The organism is Mesorhizobium sp. M2A.F.Ca.ET.043.05.1.1 (genome assembly GCF_003952445.1).
Classification (GTDB): Bacteria; Pseudomonadota; Alphaproteobacteria; order Rhizobiales; family Rhizobiaceae; genus Mesorhizobium.
Window position 1 is genome coordinate 1,018,860 of the sequence record NZ_CP034446.1, and the last position, 16,906, is coordinate 1,035,765.

14 protein-coding genes and 2 tRNA genes are annotated in these 16,906 nt (G+C 65.1%); 6 read left to right on the plus strand and 10 right to left on the minus strand.

The genetic code is table 11. From position 1 onward, the window contains the following. Positions 1 to 15: 15 nt before the first annotated feature. The 6 genes from EJ069_RS04805 to EJ069_RS04830 all read right to left on the minus strand — a co-directional run bounded on the left by EJ069_RS04805 (position 16) and on the right by EJ069_RS04830 (position 4,205). On the minus strand, positions 16 to 1,203 hold the full coding sequence (locus tag EJ069_RS04805; RefSeq protein WP_126060316.1) for a beta-ketoacyl-ACP synthase: 1,188 nt from the start codon (positions 1,201 to 1,203) through the stop codon (positions 16 to 18). 115 nt (positions 1,204 to 1,318) lie between these two features. Beyond that, positions 1,319 to 1,600 carry an acyl carrier protein gene (locus EJ069_RS04810; RefSeq protein ID WP_040981809.1) on the minus strand — a complete coding sequence of 94 codons (282 nt, stop codon included), beginning with the start codon at positions 1,598 to 1,600 and terminating at the stop codon, positions 1,319 to 1,321. A 193-nt stretch (positions 1,601 to 1,793) separates the two neighbouring features. Beyond that, positions 1,794 to 2,936 carry a slipin family protein gene (locus tag EJ069_RS04815; RefSeq protein WP_126060317.1) on the minus strand — a complete coding sequence of 381 codons (1,143 nt, stop codon included), beginning with the start codon at positions 2,934 to 2,936 and terminating at the stop codon, positions 1,794 to 1,796. A 366-nt stretch (positions 2,937 to 3,302) separates the two neighbouring features. Beyond that, positions 3,303 to 3,368, minus strand: a tRNA-Thr gene (locus EJ069_RS04820). Position 3,369: 1 nt separating this feature from the next. After that, a tRNA-OTHER gene (locus tag EJ069_RS04825) sits at positions 3,370 to 3,444 on the minus strand. A 212-nt stretch (positions 3,445 to 3,656) separates the two neighbouring features. Further along, positions 3,657 to 4,205, minus strand: a complete 549-nt coding sequence (locus EJ069_RS04830; protein ID WP_126060318.1) for a histidine phosphatase family protein — start codon at positions 4,203 to 4,205, stop codon at positions 3,657 to 3,659. A gap of 162 nt (positions 4,206 to 4,367) precedes the next feature. Here EJ069_RS04830 and EJ069_RS04835 point away from each other — a divergent pair, with 162 nt between their 5' ends. The 3 genes from EJ069_RS04835 (at position 4,368) to EJ069_RS04845 (ending at position 8,163) form a co-directional block, all read left to right on the plus strand. Next, entirely contained in the window at positions 4,368 to 5,318 is a 951-nt protein-coding gene (locus tag EJ069_RS04835; RefSeq protein ID WP_126060319.1) for an AEC family transporter, read from the plus strand. A 168-nt stretch (positions 5,319 to 5,486) separates the two neighbouring features. Beyond that, positions 5,487 to 6,944, plus strand: a complete 1,458-nt coding sequence (locus tag EJ069_RS04840) for an NAD-dependent succinate-semialdehyde dehydrogenase (protein ID WP_126060320.1) — start codon at positions 5,487 to 5,489, stop codon at positions 6,942 to 6,944. A 193-nt stretch (positions 6,945 to 7,137) separates the two neighbouring features. Next, complete coding sequence (locus EJ069_RS04845; RefSeq protein WP_126060321.1) at positions 7,138 to 8,163, plus strand: aldose epimerase family protein; 1,026 nt, start codon at positions 7,138 to 7,140, stop codon at positions 8,161 to 8,163. A 45-nt stretch (positions 8,164 to 8,208) separates the two neighbouring features. Here the strand turns inward: EJ069_RS04845 and EJ069_RS04850 are convergent, their stop codons facing one another. Then, positions 8,209 to 9,129, minus strand: a complete 921-nt coding sequence (locus EJ069_RS04850) for a sugar kinase (protein WP_126060322.1) — start codon at positions 9,127 to 9,129, stop codon at positions 8,209 to 8,211. Positions 9,130 to 9,286: 157 nt separating this feature from the next. On the opposite strand from EJ069_RS04850, the gene EJ069_RS04855 reads away from it, so the two are divergent. Further along, positions 9,287 to 9,730, plus strand: coding sequence for a FixH family protein (locus EJ069_RS04855; protein WP_126060323.1), 444 nt, complete (start codon positions 9,287 to 9,289; stop codon positions 9,728 to 9,730). 7 nt (positions 9,731 to 9,737) lie between these two features. Continuing rightward, a complete protein-coding gene (locus EJ069_RS04860; RefSeq protein ID WP_126060324.1) occupies positions 9,738 to 10,946 on the plus strand; it encodes a cytochrome c peroxidase in 1,209 nt (402 codons plus the stop codon). 2 nt (positions 10,947 to 10,948) lie between these two features. On the opposite strand, the gene EJ069_RS04865 is transcribed toward EJ069_RS04860, so the two are convergent. Next, positions 10,949 to 11,401: an Lrp/AsnC ligand binding domain-containing protein gene (locus EJ069_RS04865; RefSeq protein WP_126060325.1), complete on the minus strand. Its 453-nt coding sequence runs from the start codon at positions 11,399 to 11,401 to the stop codon at positions 10,949 to 10,951. A 164-nt stretch (positions 11,402 to 11,565) separates the two neighbouring features. On the opposite strand from EJ069_RS04865, the gene putA reads away from it, so the two are divergent. After that, complete coding sequence (gene putA, locus EJ069_RS04870; RefSeq protein ID WP_126060326.1) at positions 11,566 to 15,174, plus strand: bifunctional proline dehydrogenase/L-glutamate gamma-semialdehyde dehydrogenase PutA; 3,609 nt, start codon at positions 11,566 to 11,568, stop codon at positions 15,172 to 15,174. A 269-nt stretch (positions 15,175 to 15,443) separates the two neighbouring features. On the opposite strand, the gene EJ069_RS04875 is transcribed toward putA, so the two are convergent. Both EJ069_RS04875 and EJ069_RS04880 read right to left on the minus strand, forming a co-directional pair. Further along, a complete protein-coding gene (locus EJ069_RS04875) occupies positions 15,444 to 15,758 on the minus strand; it encodes an antibiotic biosynthesis monooxygenase (RefSeq protein ID WP_126060327.1) in 315 nt (104 codons plus the stop codon). A gap of 44 nt (positions 15,759 to 15,802) precedes the next feature. After that, positions 15,803 to 16,900 (minus strand): TonB family protein, encoded by a 1,098-nt coding sequence (locus tag EJ069_RS04880; protein ID WP_245456436.1) that lies wholly within the window; start codon positions 16,898 to 16,900, stop codon positions 15,803 to 15,805. Positions 16,901 to 16,906: the final 6 nt, after the last annotated feature.

Below are 16,906 nucleotides of genomic sequence, written 5' to 3' on the forward strand. Positions count from 1 at the left end.
CAGCCTCGATGGTACTCAGGCCGCTTTGATCAGCCCCATGCCCTCGAATTGGTGATAGCCGATCGCCGTTGCAAGGACTGTCTTCGGCGCACCGTCAAACGGCTTCTCGGCTGCGGCATCGAAAACGGGGTAACCGCCCTTGCGGTCGATCGCCATGGCCGCGAGGGCAACGGCGAAGGGGAATTGCGCCTCCTTCATATGGCCGGTCAGCGTCGAGAAGCCGCGCACGGCGAGCGCCGGATTGGCGTCGAGCGCCGCTTTCTCCGCGGCCGTGGCTGCATGGGCGCCCGAAGCGCCGGATATCGTCAGCAGTTCGCCGGCGGGCAATTCGGCCTGCTTCAGCAGGGCCACGACCTCGGCATCCAACTCGCCCAGGCGTCGTCTGGCGCGGCCGGACACGATGGGGCCGAGCTCGGCATAGATCCTTCGGCCGCGGCTTTTCGCGTGCTCGCGCTGCTCCAGGACCAGGAAAGCGCCGCCTGAACCGGTGACCACGCCGCCGCCTTCTGAGCCCTGGCGCTGCCAGACCGGCTTCCAGGGGCCGCGATGCAGGTAGCCAGCAAGCTCATAGCCGAGCAGCATGTCTGAATGCTCGGTCTGGAAGGCGCCGCCGACCAGAACATGGGTCGACTGTCCCGAGCGGATGCGCGCGGCGGCCGTCTCGACGGCCGAGACGCCGGCGCCTTCCTCGCCCATGAAGGTGCGGGAGGAACCGGTGACCTTGTGGACGATCGATATGTTGCCGGCGAGCAGGTTGGAGAGCTGGGCCAGGAACAAAGTCGGCCGCAGTTCCGTGGTCAGCTTCTCGTTGAGCAGCACGTCGCGGTCGTTGCGGGTTTCGGAAGCCGCAAGGATCGCGGCGTCGACGGCCTCGTCGCGCTCGCCGCCACCGGCCGCCACCACCATGTCCATGGTCGTGCAAAGCTCGTCATTGCCCTTGATTCCCGCATCGTCCAGCGCAAGGCCGGCGGCATAGGTGCCGAGACGCTGCCAGGTTTCCATCTGGCGCTGGTCGCCGCGCTTGGCGATCTGCAGGTTCCAGTCGATCTCAGGCAGGGGATGAATGGTATAGGGGGCGAAACGCTCCGCATCCAGCACCGGCTGGAACCCAGGCTGCGTAAGCTTTTGCCAATGGGCATCCGGGCCCTCTCCAAGCGAGGAGACAAGGCCGATGCCGGTGATGACGACGTCGTGGGAACTCATGGGCGGCCGTTGTGGGGCAGGCGACTTTTTGATTTTGCGCATGATCCTTTCCGAAAATCGATGCCGATTTCGGGGTCATGCGCGGAGCGCGTCAAGTTCGCGCTCGCCGTGGACATCAGGCGTTCTTGGCCGCGACCAGCGCGTCGATCTTGGCGCACAGGTTCTTCATGACGAAGTAATCGTCGGTCGAGGCCTTGCCGTCATTGACCTCCTGCGTCCACTTTTCCAGCGGCACCTTGATGCCGAATTCCTTGTCGATGGCAAAGACGATGTCGAGGAAATCGAGGCTGTCGATGCCGAGATCGTCGATCGTGTGGCTCTCGGGCGTGATGGTGTCGATATCGATCTCGCTGGTATCGGCAATGATCTTGGCGACTTTCTCGAACGTGGTGGACAAGGGCTCTTCCTTCGGGTTGCGGGCGGAATCTGTCCGCATCTTGCTTTGGGCGCTGTCTAGTCGGTTTTTCCCGGCAGGAAAAGGCCTGATGCGCCGGGAGCAGATGGGACGCCGCCTTTGGGAACGCAAGAAGGGCCGCCGTTCGAACCGGCGGCCCTTCCCATTTTACGCTGCGTCAGCTGGGCGACATGCATCAGTCGCGGAGCTTGACCAGATCGTTGAGCAGCCCGTCCGTCCCGTTGTGGACGGTGAGCCGCTCGACCTTGCCGGCGATGGCCTCCAGAGCCTCGAGCTCCTTCAGCCGCAGCATCACCGGGTTCTCGGCCATCACCTTGGCCGTGTTGAGCAGCGAACGCGTGGCGTTCGTCTCCTCGCGGCGGCGGATGACGTTGGCCTCGGCCTGCTTCTCGGCCGAAACCACCTGGTTGAGGATCTCGCGCATGTCGCCCGGCAGGATCACATCCTTGAGAGCGATGTCGCTGACCTCGACGCCGATCGCGGCCATGTCGTCGCGCACCTTGGCCGCCGCGTCCTCGTCGACCGTGACCTTCTTGTCGAGGATCTGGTCGAGCGTGAGCGCGCCGAGCGTCTTGCGGAAGGCGTACTGCAGGGCGCGGTAGAGGGCTTCTGAGAAGTCCTTCACCGTGCTCACCGCCTTGACCGGGTCGACGACCCGGTATTCGGCGGCGATGTTGACGCGGATCGTCACGCGATCCCTGGTCAGCACTTCCTGCCCGGCGACATCGAGCGACTGGCGCTTGATGTCGACGACCTTCACCTGGACCATGCGGCCGACGTTCCAGAAGGCATGCACGCCCGCTTCAAGCGTGCGAACGAGCACACCGTCCACGAAGAGCAGCCCGACCTGGCCGTCCACAACCGGGTTGAGGAACATGTGTTCCGTCTTCCGCGCCTGGCCAAGCCGGCGCATCAGCGCCGGATCGATGGCGAGATCGGCCGCCGTGTCAACGGTCGTGACCTTCCACGGACCGGCATCCGTCCACAGCACGAGCTTGCGGTCGGGCGACAGCACAGAATGCAGCGCGCCGTCGCGCTCGACCACGGCGATCTCCATGCGTCCAGTGCGGACGACGGTGAAGTGACGCGCGGCCACGTCCGGGAGCTTGTCGAACAATGCCTTCTCGTAAGCCGAAACGAATTCCGGGTTCTTCAGGTCGTGCCTGGAGATTTCCAGGTTGCCGCGCCGGTTGGCGAGCCAATGTTCGCCCGGCATCAGGATGGCCTGGATCTCGCCCTTGTAGAGGGCGACGGCACGCTCATTTTCCTTTACGAGGACGCGCTGGCGTCCAAGAGCCTTTTCGAGAATGGTCTTCATTGTCTTACTCCTGTCGGGCATGGCCCCATGCGAGGCGTCACGTCATGCGTCGATCATCCTTTTCGTTTCTCGTTTCACGTCGTCTCTTCACAGCTCCTGGGCACGAATGATCCGGGGACCGGTGGCATCCGCGCGAAGCGGGCCTTCGGGAGCGGATCGCGGGGCGGCGAAGCGGGCGCAGGAAGCCGAAGCTTCCCTTGCCGGCCGCGCCGCGCCTTGATCGTCACCGCGGGCCTGGCCGCGCGCCGATGGCGCAGAACTTCGCCGCCCGGCGAGGCCGAAGCCCTGCCGTCCGTGAAGTCCTCGCATTCCGGTCCCCGGACCGTTTTGGATAACACCACCTGAAGGTGTCGGCTTATCAGGCCGTTGGAGAAGGAATCGAACCTTCGACAGTCAGATTACAAATCTGATGCTCTACCCGCTGAGCTATCCGTGGTGCTGATGAAGGGACTCGAACCCTCGACCTCCGGACCCAAATCCGGCGCTCTCACCTCTGAGCTACATCGGCGATCCCAACACCCGAAACGGCGCCGTATACAGAGCGGCAAAGCCGCCTGCACGGGCGGAGGCGAAAGCTCCAACCGTTGTACTCGCTTCGGTTTTCGTGACCGGGAGCGCGCCTATAGACCCTGCGACGGGTTGTCGCAAGCGGCATTATGGCGGCAAATTTGCGGCTCCTTACGGGAGTTGTATTTCGGCAACACTGACCGGCGCGATCCCTTAGAAAGTGACGCGCCCCAGCACTTTGAGGCCGTCGCCGTCCGGCGCCACGACCACGGCCTCGCCCTCGCGAGGCGCCACGCCGGCAAGCGCTTCGATGTTTTCGAGATGCGTGACCAGCACCAGATTGTCCGATCCCGAATAGCCGCGGATCTCCTTCATGATTGCCGCCATCTGGGCGGCTTTCTCAGCCGGATCGGTCTTCAGCAGGTCGAGCGGCGCGAAGGGCTGCGGCTCGGATTCGAAAGCGATGCGGGCAGTATCGAGGCAGCGGCAGTAGCGGCTGGAGAGGACATGGTCGATCGGGGCCGCGCGCGCCGCGAACAGCGCGCCGATGCGGCTTGCCTGCTGCTTGCCGCGCTCCGACAGATTGAGCTGGGTGGCGCAATTGCCGATGTCAAAATTGGCCGGGTCGGTCGCCCCGGTGACGAAGGCATGGCGAAGCAGCACGACATGGCCACCGTCGCGCAGCAGCGCCCAGCCGGCATCGGTCGCGTGGGCAAGGCTCGGAACAACCAGGAGAAAAAGCGCCAGAACAAGTCGCAGCATTTGAAGTCCTATGGCGGCCCGGACGGGCCGAGGCCGTGATCGGCATATAGGGATCGCAAAGCCGTCCGGAAAACAAGCAGAGGCGCCGGAGATCAGCGTGCGGCGCCAATTGCACACCGGCCGGGGCTCGCCTATCACGGGAAAAATGTCTCCGCCCGCAAAATGACTCCACTCACCGAAACCGTCCTCTTCGTCTTCAGCCTCGTGGCGCTCGGCTATCTGGCCGGGCTGACCGGCTATCTGAAGCCGGCGAGCGGGGAGGGCATTTCCGAATTCGCCGTCAATGTGGCGATGCCGCTGCTTCTGTTCCAAACCATGGTCAAGTCGGATTTCCACGGTGTGGCGCCATGGTCGCTGTGGGGCGCCTATTTCGCTGCCGTCGCCATCACCTGGGCCGCGGGCCATCTGGTCACGACGCGGCTGTTTGGTCGGGACGCACGCGCGGGGATCGTCGGCGGCGTGTCCTCGGCCTATTCCAACGTCGTGCTGCTAGGCGCCCCTTTCATCCTGGGCCTATTCGGCGCCAGCGGCTTCGAGGTGCTGTCGCTGCTGGTCTCGGTCCACCTGCCGATTATGATGATGGCCTCGATCGTGCTGTTCGAGATGTTCGGGCGCGGCAGCGGCGAGGCGGTGCACCCGCTGCGCGTTGTCAAAAGCTTCCTCAGGCGCCTGTTCATCAATCCACTGATCATCGGCATCCTGGCAGGGCTCGCCTGGCGCCTCACCGGCGCGCCGCTGCCGGACCTCGTCGAGCGGCTGGTCGACACGCTCGCCGATACGGCAGGCCCGGTGGCGCTGTTCGCCATGGGGCTCAGCCTGCGCCGCTTCGGCATCTCCGGCAATATCCGGCCGGCGCTGGCGCTGTCGGTGCTGAAGCTGTTCCTGATGCCGGCGCTGGTGCTGGTCTTCGTCTGGCTGCTCGGTCTGCCGCCGCTGACCTCCAAGGTCGCGATCGTCGCCGCGGCGCTGCCGTCGGGCATCAATTCCTACCTGATCGCCGTCCAGTTCAACACCGGCCAGGCGCTGGCCTCGAACCAGATGACGCTTGCCACGGCGAGTGCGGTGCTGACCACGTCGTTCTGGTTGACGGTGGTGATCCACGTCTTCGGATAGAGTCGTCGAACGCGGCTCGCTTTTGCTGGCCCAACCCCTATATGCCATCTTGTGATTGCTTGCCTGCCTTTCCCTAGGTAAGAGCAATGCGTCGGCGTGCGCCCCTTGGGCACGCTTCAAAGGATATCCAGAAAAACGGCCGATCAGCGCGCCGAACGGAGGCCAGACATGCTTCAGAAAACCAGCCATTTCATGCGCCAGGCCAATCTCATCAATGGTGAATGGGTGCAGGCCGACAGCGGCCAGACCATCGACGTCAACAATCCGGCGACGGGCCTGAAGATCGGCACCGTGCCGAAGGCCGGCAAGGCCGAGACCCGCCGCGCCATCGAGGCTGCCGAGGAAGCCTTCAAGAGCTGGCGCAAGACCACGGCGCTCGAGCGCTCGAAACTGCTGCGCAAGCTGCATGACGCGATGATGGACAATCAGGACGTGCTGGCCGAGCTGCTGACCATCGAGCAGGGCAAGTCGCTCACCGAATCCAAGGGCGAGATCGGCTCGTCCGCGGCCTACATCCTTTGGTTCGCCGAGGAAGGCCGCCGGGTGTATGGCGACATTGTGCCGTCGCCATGGGGCGACCGCCGCATCCTGGTGACCAAGGAGCCGGTCGGCGTCATCGCCGCCATCACGCCATGGAACTTCCCGTCCTCGATGCTCGCCCGCAAGATCGGCCCGGCCTTGGCCGCCGGCTGCACGGCTGTGGTGAAGCCTGCCTCGCAGACGCCTTATTCGGGCCTCGCTTGGGGCGCGCTGGTCGAGGAAGTCGGCTTCCCCAAGGGCGTTGTCAACGTCGTGACCGGCTCGGCCGGCGAGATCGGCGACGAACTCTGCACCAATCCGCTGGTCAAGAAGATCACCTTCACCGGTTCGACCGAGATCGGCAAGCTTCTGATCCAGAAGTCCGCCACGACGGTCAAGAAAGTGTCGATGGAGCTCGGCGGCAACGCGCCGTTCCTGGTCTTCGACGACGCTGACGTCGACCGCGCGGTGGCCGGCGCCATCACCGCGAAGTACCGCAATTCCGGCCAGACTTGCGTGTGCACCAACCGCTTCCTCGTCCAGGCAGGCATCTATGACCAGTTCGTCGAGAAGCTCGCCGCCGCCAGCAACAACCTCAAGGTCGGCTCGGGCCTCGAGGAAGGCGTGCAGCAGGGACCGCTGATCGACGAGAAGGCGGTCGAGAAGGTCGAGGAATTCATCTCCGACGCCACTTCGAAGGGCGGCAAGGTCGTCGCCGGCGGCAAGCGCCATTCGCTGGGCGGATCGTTCTTCCAGCCGACAGTGATCTCCGGCGCCACGCCGAACATGCGCTTCATGAAGGAAGAGATTTTTGGACCGATCGCGCCCGTGTTCAAGTTCGAGACCGAGGAAGAGGCCGTGGCCTTGGCCAATGACACCGAATTCGGCCTCGCCGCTTATTTCTATACCGGCAATCTCGGCCTAGCCTTCCGGGTCATGGAAGGTCTGAAATACGGCATGGTCGGCGTCAATGAAGGCCTGATCACCACGCCGGAGGCGCCGTTCGGCGGCGTCAAGGAATCGGGTCTCGGCCGCGAAGGCGGGCATCAGGGCATCGAGGACTATCTCGACACCAAATATGCCTGCTTCGGCGGCCTGGGGCTATGATATCGACCGGCCGTACTGGATAGGTTTTGAAGAGCCGCCCATCGTTTCACTGAAACGATGGGCGGCTCTATCTGTTTGGTTCAGCGAAATCCCGGTCGAAAAACAGTCAGACATCTGGAATTGCCTGAGCCTGCCCTTGCCGGATCGTTCATAGCCGGCCTAAATCCATTGATCGACAACTTACATTTCGGGCATGGCGATGAAGGACGGCGAGGTCTTCGGCACGACGCAGGCGGGCGAGGCCGTACGCCGGTTTACGATCCGGGGCGGCGGCTTGACCGCCAACATCATCGGACTGGGCGCGATCGTCCAGGATCTTCGACTGAACGGCCACGACGCGCCGCTGGTGCTGGGCTACGACCGCTTCGAACCTTACGAGACCGACCGCGCCTTCTTCGGCGCCGTGGTCGGCCGCTTCGCCAACCGCATCGGCGGCGGCCGTTTCACCATTGCCGGCCAGCGCTACCAGACCGAGCAGAATTTTCTCGGCAAGCACACGCTGCATGGCGGCTCGGAAGGCTTTTTCCACCGGCCATGGACCGTCTCGCTGCATGGCCGCGATTTCGTGACGCTGACGCTGCACGATCCGGACGGCGCGATGGGTTTTCCCGGCGCGCTCGACGTCACCTGCACTTACCGGCTGAAGATCCCCGGCACGCTCAGCATGGAACTGACCGCGACTTGCGAGGAGCCGACGCTCTGCAATCTGGCGCAGCACTCCTATTTCAACCTCGACGATGGCGGCGCCGGCGACATCCTCGACCATCGGCTGATGCTCAACGCCGGCGCCTACACGCCCGTCGATGACGAGATGATCCCGACAGGTGTCGTGAAGCCGGTCGACGGCACACCTTTCGATTTCCGGCAGGCGCGGGCGCTGCGCATGGAAATGGAGGGCGAGCAGCTTCAATACGACCTGAATTACTGCCTCGCCTCCAGCCGTGGACCGCTGCACCAGGCTGCTTGGGTGCAAGGCGCCAATTCCGGCGTCGAGATGGAAGTCTGGACCACCGAGCCCGGCCTGCAGCTCTATAGCGGCCAGTTCGTCGCGCCGACATCGCCGGGGCTCGACGGTCGCCACTACAAGGCGTTTTCAGGCCTCTGCCTCGAAGCGCAGACCTGGCCGGACGCGCCGAACCGGCCCTATTTCCCGCAGGCGACGCTGTGGCCCGGGCAGATCTATCATCAGGTGACGGAATACCGGTTCCGGTTGCCTTAAGGTTTTTCGATATTGAAGTAATGTGCGCTAAAGCTTCGACGGCGCTTAACTGTCGAATGCTGCCCTCAACGTCGCGAATGGAGCAAGCGCGCCGCGAACCTGCACGACCGCGGCGGCGACTTTATGCGCGCGGCGCACCGCGTCGGCAGGCGCGTGGCCGGCAAGCCGCGCGGCAAGATAGCCGCCGTTGAAGGAATCGCCGGCCCCCGTGGTGTCGACCGGGGCGGCCACGTGCACCGCGTCCACGGTTTGCGAAGCGCCGTTCAGCGCGATCAGGGCCGGCTGCTCGCCATTCTTGACCACGACCTCGCCGGTCAGCTCGCCTAGGCGCTCCGCCGTCGCCTGCGGCGTCGGATCCCCGAACAGCATCTGTTCGTCCGGAAAGGTCGGCAGCGCGATGTCGGCCACGGCAAGCGCCTCCAGGGTAGCGGCCTGGGCTGCCTCGCGGCTCGGCCACAGACGCGGCCGGTAATTTGGGTCGAAGGCGACGAGCGAGCCGGCGGCCCGGGCCGCACCTATGGCCGTCAGCAAGGTTTTCCGCGCGGCCTCGTCCAGAATTGCCAGGGTGATTCCGGAAAAATAGACAAGCGCTTGGTTTTGAAGGCTTTTCGCGAGCGCCGCCGGATCGGAGGCGAGCTGGCGCGCGGCCGCGTCGCTTCGCCAGTAGGTGAAGGCGCGCTCGGCTCCGGTGAGCGTGATTGCATAAAGGCCAGGGCGCGCGCCGGCAATGACCGGACTGTTGCCTATGCCGATGCCGTTCTGGCCGAAGAAGGCGATCTGGTCGCGCGAGAAGGGATCGTCGCCGAAGGCCGAGACATAAGTAGCGGGGTGCTCCGGGCTCAGCGCGTGCAATGCCCACAGCGTGTTGAAGGTGTCGCCGGCAAAGCCCATGCGCCAGCTGTCGCCGGTCTGTCCCGACAATTCGATCATGCATTCGCCGATCGACGCGATACCCTTGGCGGCCATGTGGTTCTATCCTTCTTAAGGTCTTGTTGCTGTAGCTTTTTGCGGCCGGCAGCGCCATGCTTGGCTGGCGGCGAATTTTGCGCCAGAAACGATTTCCCACAGGCAGGGCGGGACGCGGCGAGCGGCCCGCGACGTTAGCAGCCGAAGAGGAACGGGTTTGGCATCGATATGGCGTTACATCCTTGCGGGGCTCGGCCTGGCCGCGTTGCTGGTCGGCATCGTGGCCGTCGTCTATCTGACGCTGCCGCATTCGGCGTCCGGTCCGGACCTGTCGCGCTCCAAGAAGACGGCGAACGGGCTGTTCGTCGCGAGCTTCGAGCCGGAGCGCGGCGTCATCCGGCAGGGCGAGCTGCAATCCTGGCTGCTGACGCTGAAGACCGCCGCCGGCGCGCCGGTGGAGGGGGCGGCCATCACCGTTTCCGGCGGGATGCCGCAGCACAATCACGGCCTGCCGACCAGTCCGCAGGCGACCGATTATCTTGGCGAGGGGCGCTACCGCATCGACGGCGTGAAATTCACGATGAGCGGCTGGTGGCAGCTGCACTTCGGTATCTCGGCGGCGGCGGGTTCCGATTCCGTCGTCTTCAACGTCGTGTTGTGAGCGTTCGATGAGTCGTCTGACGAGCGTTGCATGCCTGCTGGCTTTGGCCGCTCTCGCTTTGCTGGGTGGCTGCGGCGAGCCGCAATTCAGCGACGCTGAGAAGAAGACCATCGCGTCTTTGGCGCTGAACACGCTGCCATCATTGAAACCCGACACCACGAACCAGTATGCGGATATGCCTGCGGCCGCCGCGCTTGGCTCGACGCTGTTCTTCGATGTCGGCATGAGCCGCGACCGCACGGTCTCGTGCTCGACCTGCCACAAGATCGACCGCCAGTTCCAGGACGACCTGCCGCAGGCGGTCGGCGTCGGCCACACCAACCGCCGCACCATGCCGCTGGCGGGTGTGGCGCGCAATCCATGGTACTTCTGGGACGGCAGGCGCGACAGCCTGTGGGCGCAGGCGCTGACGCCGCTTGAAAACCCGCTGGAGCAGGCCGGCAACCGGGCAGCCTTCGCGCACTACATCAAGAAGCGGTTCGGCGAGCGCTACGAGCGCATTTTTGGGCTGCTGCCGGACCTTTCCACCGTGCCGGCCAATGCCAGCCCGCTCGGCAGCGACGCCGAGAAGGCGGCGTGGAACGCGATGCCCGCCTCTCAGCAGGACGATGTCAACCGAGTCTACGCCAATATCGGCAAGGCGATCGCCGCCTTCGAGCGCTCGATCGAACCTCAGCAGACGCGCTTCGACCGCTTCGCCATCGATCTGGCGACCGGCGCCAAGCCAGAAGGAGACGCGGCGTTCTCGCCGGAAGAGATCCTCGGGCTGAAACTGTTCATCGGCAAGGCCAATTGCGTGACCTGCCACAATGGTCCGCGCTTCACCGACAGCGCCTTCCACAACACCGGCGTGCCGCCGGTCGACGGCCTGCCGCCGGACCGCGGGCGCGTCGATGCGGTGGCGCAGGTCGAGGCCGACCCGTTCAACTGCCTCGGCAAATTCCGCGACGGCGACGAGAGCGCCTGCCGCGAGCTGCGCTTCATGGTCAAGAATGGTCCGCAAACCATGCGCGCCTACAAGACGCCGTCGCTCAGGGACGCGGCGGATCGTCCGCCGTACATGCATGCCGGCCAGTTCTCGACACTCGATGAAGTGGTGGCGCATTATTCGAAGGCGCCGCCCAGCGTTGAAGGCGTATCGGAAGTGCACCCGCTCGATCTGTCCGAACGCGAGCGGGCGGCGCTGGTGGCATTCCTGAAAACACTGTCGGAGTAAGGTCAGCGATCCTTGACCGTCTCCATCGCCACGAAGGTAGACGTCTGGGCGACGTGGGGGAGGGCCGAGATGCGCTCGCCGAGCACGCGGCGGTAGGCGGCGATGTCGGTGGTGCGGACCTTCAGCAGATAATCGAAGCTCGAGGCCATCATATGACACTGCTCAATCTCGGGCACGCCCTGGACCGCGCGGTTGAAAGCGTCGAGCGCCGCCGAGCGCGTGTCCGAAAGCTTTACCTGGACGAAGGCGACATGGCCTTCGCCCATGCGTTCGCGGTCGATGACGGCGCGGTAGCCTCGGATATAGCCGTCCTTCTCCAATCGTTTCACGCGCGCCTGCACCGGCGTCTTCGACAGGCCGACCTTCAAAGCCAGTTCGGACATCGAAAGCCTGCCGTCGCGCCCGAGCGCCGACAGGATGTTGCGGTCGATGCGGTCCAATTGATCTTCGATCATCGATTTGGCAGCCGAAATGATAGGAATTCGGCCTCCATGATAGTTTAATTGGCCTACCTTGTCGATTTCTTTGGACCGACTGAAATTCGTAGCTGTGCTAGCTTGCGCCATTCGGTCCGGCGGCCGCCAGATCGTACGTTCACGCTCGCTTTCATGGACCCGACATGCCGCTCGCCGCCATCCGCCAGCAGATCCGCGCCAATTATTTGCCCGATGAAGACGAGGCGGTGAAACGCCTGTCGGCGGCGGCGGGACTTTCGGCGGAAGAGCGCAAGGCAATCTCGGCCCGCGCGGCCGATCTGGTGCGCGCGGTGCGCGGCTCGACCGATCCCAGGCTGATGGAGGTCTTCCTCTCGGCCTACGGCCTGTCGACCAAGGAAGGCGTGGCTCTGATGTGCCTGGCCGAGGCGCTGCTGCGCGTGCCCGACACCGAGACGATGGATGATTTGATCGCCGACAAGATCGCGCCGCATGACTGGTCAGCGCATTCGGGCGGCTCAAGCTCGATCTTCGTCAACGCCTCGACCTGGGCTCTGATGCTCACCGGCCGCGTGCTCGACGAAGGTGAGGGCGGCATCGAAGGCACGCTGCGCGCCATGGTGCGCAGGCTGGGCGAGCCGGTGATCCGCAAGGCGGTCGCCGCGGCGATGCGCGAGATGGGCGAGCAGTTTGTGCTCGGTCGCACCATCGCCGAGGCCGTCAAGCGCGGCCGACCGATGACGCAGAAGGGCTATCTCTATTCCTTCGACATGCTGGGCGAGGCCGCCCGCACCGAGGCCGACGCGCTGCGCTACCACCGCGCCTATGCGGATGCGATCTCGTCGCTCGATGCCGGCTCGAACGGCCCCGACATCCGCTACAATCACGGCATTTCGGTCAAGCTCTCGGCGCTGCATCCGCGCTACGAGGTGGCGCAGCGCGAGACCATGCTGCCGGTGATGGCCGAGCGGCTTCTGTCGCTGGCGCTTGCTGCCCGGCATTCACGCATGGGCCTCAACATCGATGCCGAGGAGGCAGACCGGCTCGACCTGTCGCTCGACGTCATCGAACGCGTGCTGGCCGAGCCGGAGCTCGCCGGCTGGGACGGTTTCGGGGTTGTCGTCCAGGCCTACGGCCCGCGCGCGGCTTTCGCCATCGACTGGCTCTATGCGCTGGCGAAGAAATATGACCGCCGGATCATGGTGCGGCTGGTCAAGGGCGCCTATTGGGACACCGAGATCAAGCGGGCGCAGACGCTCGGCCTCACGGGCTATCCGGTCTTCACCCGCAAGGTGAACACCGACGTTTCCTATATCGCCTGCGCGAAGAAGCTTTTATCGATGACCGATCGCATCTACCCGCAATTCGCCACGCACAACGCGCACACGGTGGCCGCGATCCTGTCGATGGCGAAGGACCGCGACAGCTTCGAGTTCCAGCGCCTGCACGGCATGGGCGAGGCGCTGCACGAGACGGTGCGGCAGACCGAAGGCACGCGCTGCCGCATCTATGCGCCAGTCGGCGCGCATTCCGACCTGCTCGCCTATCTGGTGCGGCGGCTGCTGGAGAACGGCGCCAACTCTTCCTTCGTCCATCAGTTGACCGACGAGGAGGTCGAGCCCGAGGAGATCGCGCGCGATCCGCTCGAGGCCGTCGAGACCCAGGGGCCTGCCGCCAACCCCGCGATCGCGCGTCCCGCCGCGATCTTCGGCGCCGGCCGCCGCAACTCGAAAGGCTTCGACATTACCGATCCGGTGACGCTCGCGGCCATCGACAAGGCGAGGGCGGAATTCGCCGGAGCGGATCGCTGGCACGCCAGGCCGGTGACGCGCGCCGGCGGCTACGGCAAGCCGCGCCAGATCGTCAATCCGGCCAAGCCCGACGAGGTCGTCGGCACGGTGCATGAGGCGGCGGCTAAGCAGGTGGCGACCGCCGTGCGGATCGCCGTCGACGCGCAACCCGCCTGGGCGAAGCGTCCGGTTGCCGAGCGCGCCGCGATCCTCAACCGTGCCGCCGACCTCTACGAGGCCAACGCGCCCGAGTTCTTCGCTCTCGCCACCCGTGAGGCCGGCAAGTCGCTGGCCGACGACGTCGCCGAGGTGCGCGAGGCGGTCGATTTCCTGCGCTATTACGCGGCCGAGGCGGCCAATGCCGAGGCAGGCACCGAAGCGCGCGGCGCGATCGTCTGCATCTCGCCGTGGAATTTCCCGCTGGCGATCTTCGCCGGCCAGATCGCCGCGGCTTTGGTCACCGGCAATTCGGTGATCGCCAAGCCCGCTGAGCAGACGCCGCTGATCGCCTTCCGCGCCGTCGAAATGCTGCGCGAGGCCGGCGTACCGGAGGATGTCATCCAGCTTCTGCCGGGCGATGGCCCCACGGTCGGCGCCCCGCTGACCGCCGACCCTCGCATCGCGGGCGTCTGCTTCACCGGCTCGACCGAGGTCGCCAAGCTGATCGAGAAGCAACTGGCCGAGACCGCGGCGCCCGATGCGATGCTGATCGCCGAGACCGGCGGCTTGAACGCGATGATCGTCGATTCCACCGCGCTGCCGGAGCAGGCGGTGCGCGACATCCTGGCGTCGGCCTTCCAGAGCGCCGGCCAGCGCTGCTCGGCATTGCGCGTGCTCTACGTCCAGAAGGACGTCGAGAAGAAGATGCTGGAGATGCTGAAGGGCGCCATGGAAGCGCTCAACGTGGGCAATCCTTGGGCCATCTCGACCGATGTCGGCCCGGTCATCGACGACGAGGCGCAGGCTTCGATCAGCGATTATTGCAAGAAGAAGGGGCTGGAAGGCCGGCTGGTCGCGAAATTGGAAGCGCCGGCCACCGGCCGCTTCGTCGCCCCGCATGTCTTCCGCGTCAAGGGCATCGAGGAGATGGAGCGCGAGGTGTTCGGCCCGGTGCTGCATGTCGCGACTTTCGATGCCGACGAGATCGACCAGGTCATCGCCGCCATCAACCGTAAGGGCTATGGGCTCACCTTCGGCCTGCACACGCGCATCGAGGGCCGCGTTCAGCATTTCGTCGACGGCATCCATGCCGGCAACATCTATGTCAACCGCAACCAGATCGGTGCCGTGGTCGGCTCGCAGCCCTTCGGCGGCGAGGGGCTTTCTGGCACCGGCCCGAAGGCCGGCGGACCGCATTACCTGCGTCGTTTCCGCAAGGGGCCTGAGGCCGGAACCGAGGTCGCCGATGGCCACAAGGTGACCGCGACGGAGCTTGCCGACAATCTGCCGGACCCGGCACTGGGCGGCTGGTCGACGCGGCCGGACCGCGTCGCGATCCTGAGGAAGCATCTGCGCGGTAAGGGCGCGGCAGCGATCGCCGCGGCCGCCAGCCTCGATTTCGGCCAGGTCGACCTGCCTGGACCGACCGGCGAGGCCAACACTTTGTCGCTGGCGCCACGCGGCCGGGTGCTTTGCCTCGGCCCTGATGCCGAGACGCTGCTTGCCCAGACGATCCAGGCGCTTGCCGCCGGCAATGCGGTGCTGGCGGTGGCGCCGGGCGCGCCGGCAGCACTCTCGGCGCTGACCGGCAAGGGCCTGCCGCTGGCGGCCATCGACGGCCGGCCGGACCCGGTCGAGGCGCGCTCACTGCGCGTCGATGTCGTCGCCTTCTCCGGCACGCCGGAAGCGGCGCGCATCGTGCGCAAGGTGATCGCCGACCGCGCCGGGCCGATCGTGCCGCTGGTCAGCGAGGTGCTCAACCCGGCCGCCTACGCGCATGAGCGCGCGGTCTGCGTCGACACGACGGCGGCAGGAGGGAACGCCAGCCTGCTGGCTGCAGCATAGCTCTCCAGCACGGCGATTTTGGTCAGTCGGCTAGGCATGTGGCGGGGATTGGCCGACGCCTATCGCGATCGTCATCCTTGGGCGGAGCGGGAAGCGAAGCGCACCGCGTAGACCCAAGGATCCATTCCGTTACATGTGAGCGTTGCGGCGATGCAGAATTCTACTCCGCTTGCACTTTTTGATAAAGGTCACGGAATGGATCCCAGGGTCTCCGCGACGGAGCTTACGCTCCTGCTTCGCCCTGGGATGACGAAGTTGGGAGGCGCGTTTCATGCGCCTTCGACGACCGAAAACCCTTCGAACTGAGGGTGGCCGAGGTAATGAACCTTCGAGCCGCCGGCGTTGCGATGGGCGGCGCGGAAGTTTTCCGACTTCGTCCAGGCGACGAAATCCTCCTGGCTCGCCCAGACCGTGTGCGAGGCAAACAGCGTGTAGCCCTCGGTATCGTTGACCGGGCCGCGCAGCAAATGGAACTCCTTGAAGCCTTTCATTTCCGAGAGGCTGGAATCGCGGTTCTTCCAGACGTCCTCGAAGGCTTCTTCCGAGCCGTTCTGGACCTTGAAGCGGTTCATGGCGATGTACATTGGTTTCCTTTCGAATTGCATGAATTGTGGCTTCAACCGAGACTTCAGAAGGGACCGATCCGCGCTTTGAACACCCAACTTGATCTTCCTGTCTCAGGTGGAATGGGAGGGAACGGTGCCTGCTTGCGCACCAGCGTCAAAGCGAATTGATCGAGCTCGGCGGAGCCGGAACTTTCGGCGAGCTGCAGGTCGCTGATGCTGCCGTCGGCCGCGATCACGAAAACCACCCTGGCGTTGTTGCGGGCCTTTGCCTGGACCGATTTCGAAACGCGGCGGTTGGCTCGGGCGAGCCTCTTTTGAATTTCGCCGCTGTAGCGGGATTCCAGGGCATTGCCGGCGCCGGTCTTCATCTTGCCCTTGCTGGCGATGGTCGGCGCATCGCGTGCGTCGCCATCCGCTGTTTCCGTGCCGCGCGTCTCAACGGGTTGGCCTGATCCTGCCGGTGCGCCCGACGTTGCCGCCGGGGCCGGTGGGTGTTCGGGTTCGGCAGGCGACGCGGCAGCGCTTTGCGGCTCGATCGCAGGCGCCGGTTCGCCGGCCATGGGCACGCTCTGATCGTCTTGGCGCGCTGTGGCGGCCGTCAGGATATCGGGCGTGGAAGCAGGCTGCTGGGCAGCTTCAGCCGGAGGCTGAGGCGCTACAGGTTGGCTGGCCGGTTGCGGCGCTTCGGCCGGCGGAGTGGGCTGGACTGCTTGGCGCTTCACCGGCTGCGGATCCGCCACCAAGGTTACATCCACCGTGCCGGACATCGCGTCATTGAGGGCGCTGCCCTGGGCGTCGGCGCCTGACTGGCTGCTGCCTTCGGCCTGGATCGCATCCAGGGGGTCGAATGTTCCGGCAGGCGCGATGAAAAACGCCGCCGCGGCGGCGGCATGGAGCAAGCCGGAGGCGACAATAGCCACCGGCCATTTGCGGTCTTGCGCCGACTGCCGTTGCTGCGGCTCGGCCGGCGGGATCGCCGGTTCGCTGTCGGCGTCGGAGAGGGGGTCGATGTCCTGCATGGCTCGCGAGGAGACCTGCGGCAAGCGATGCGTCCTTGTCAAATCAAGATCGGTCAAATCAAGATCGGTTGCCGCAGGCAGCGTCAGGCCTATGCCGGCCGTCGCTTGTACAAAGGCGTTGCGTGCCGGTTCGAAGCCCACAGCCTG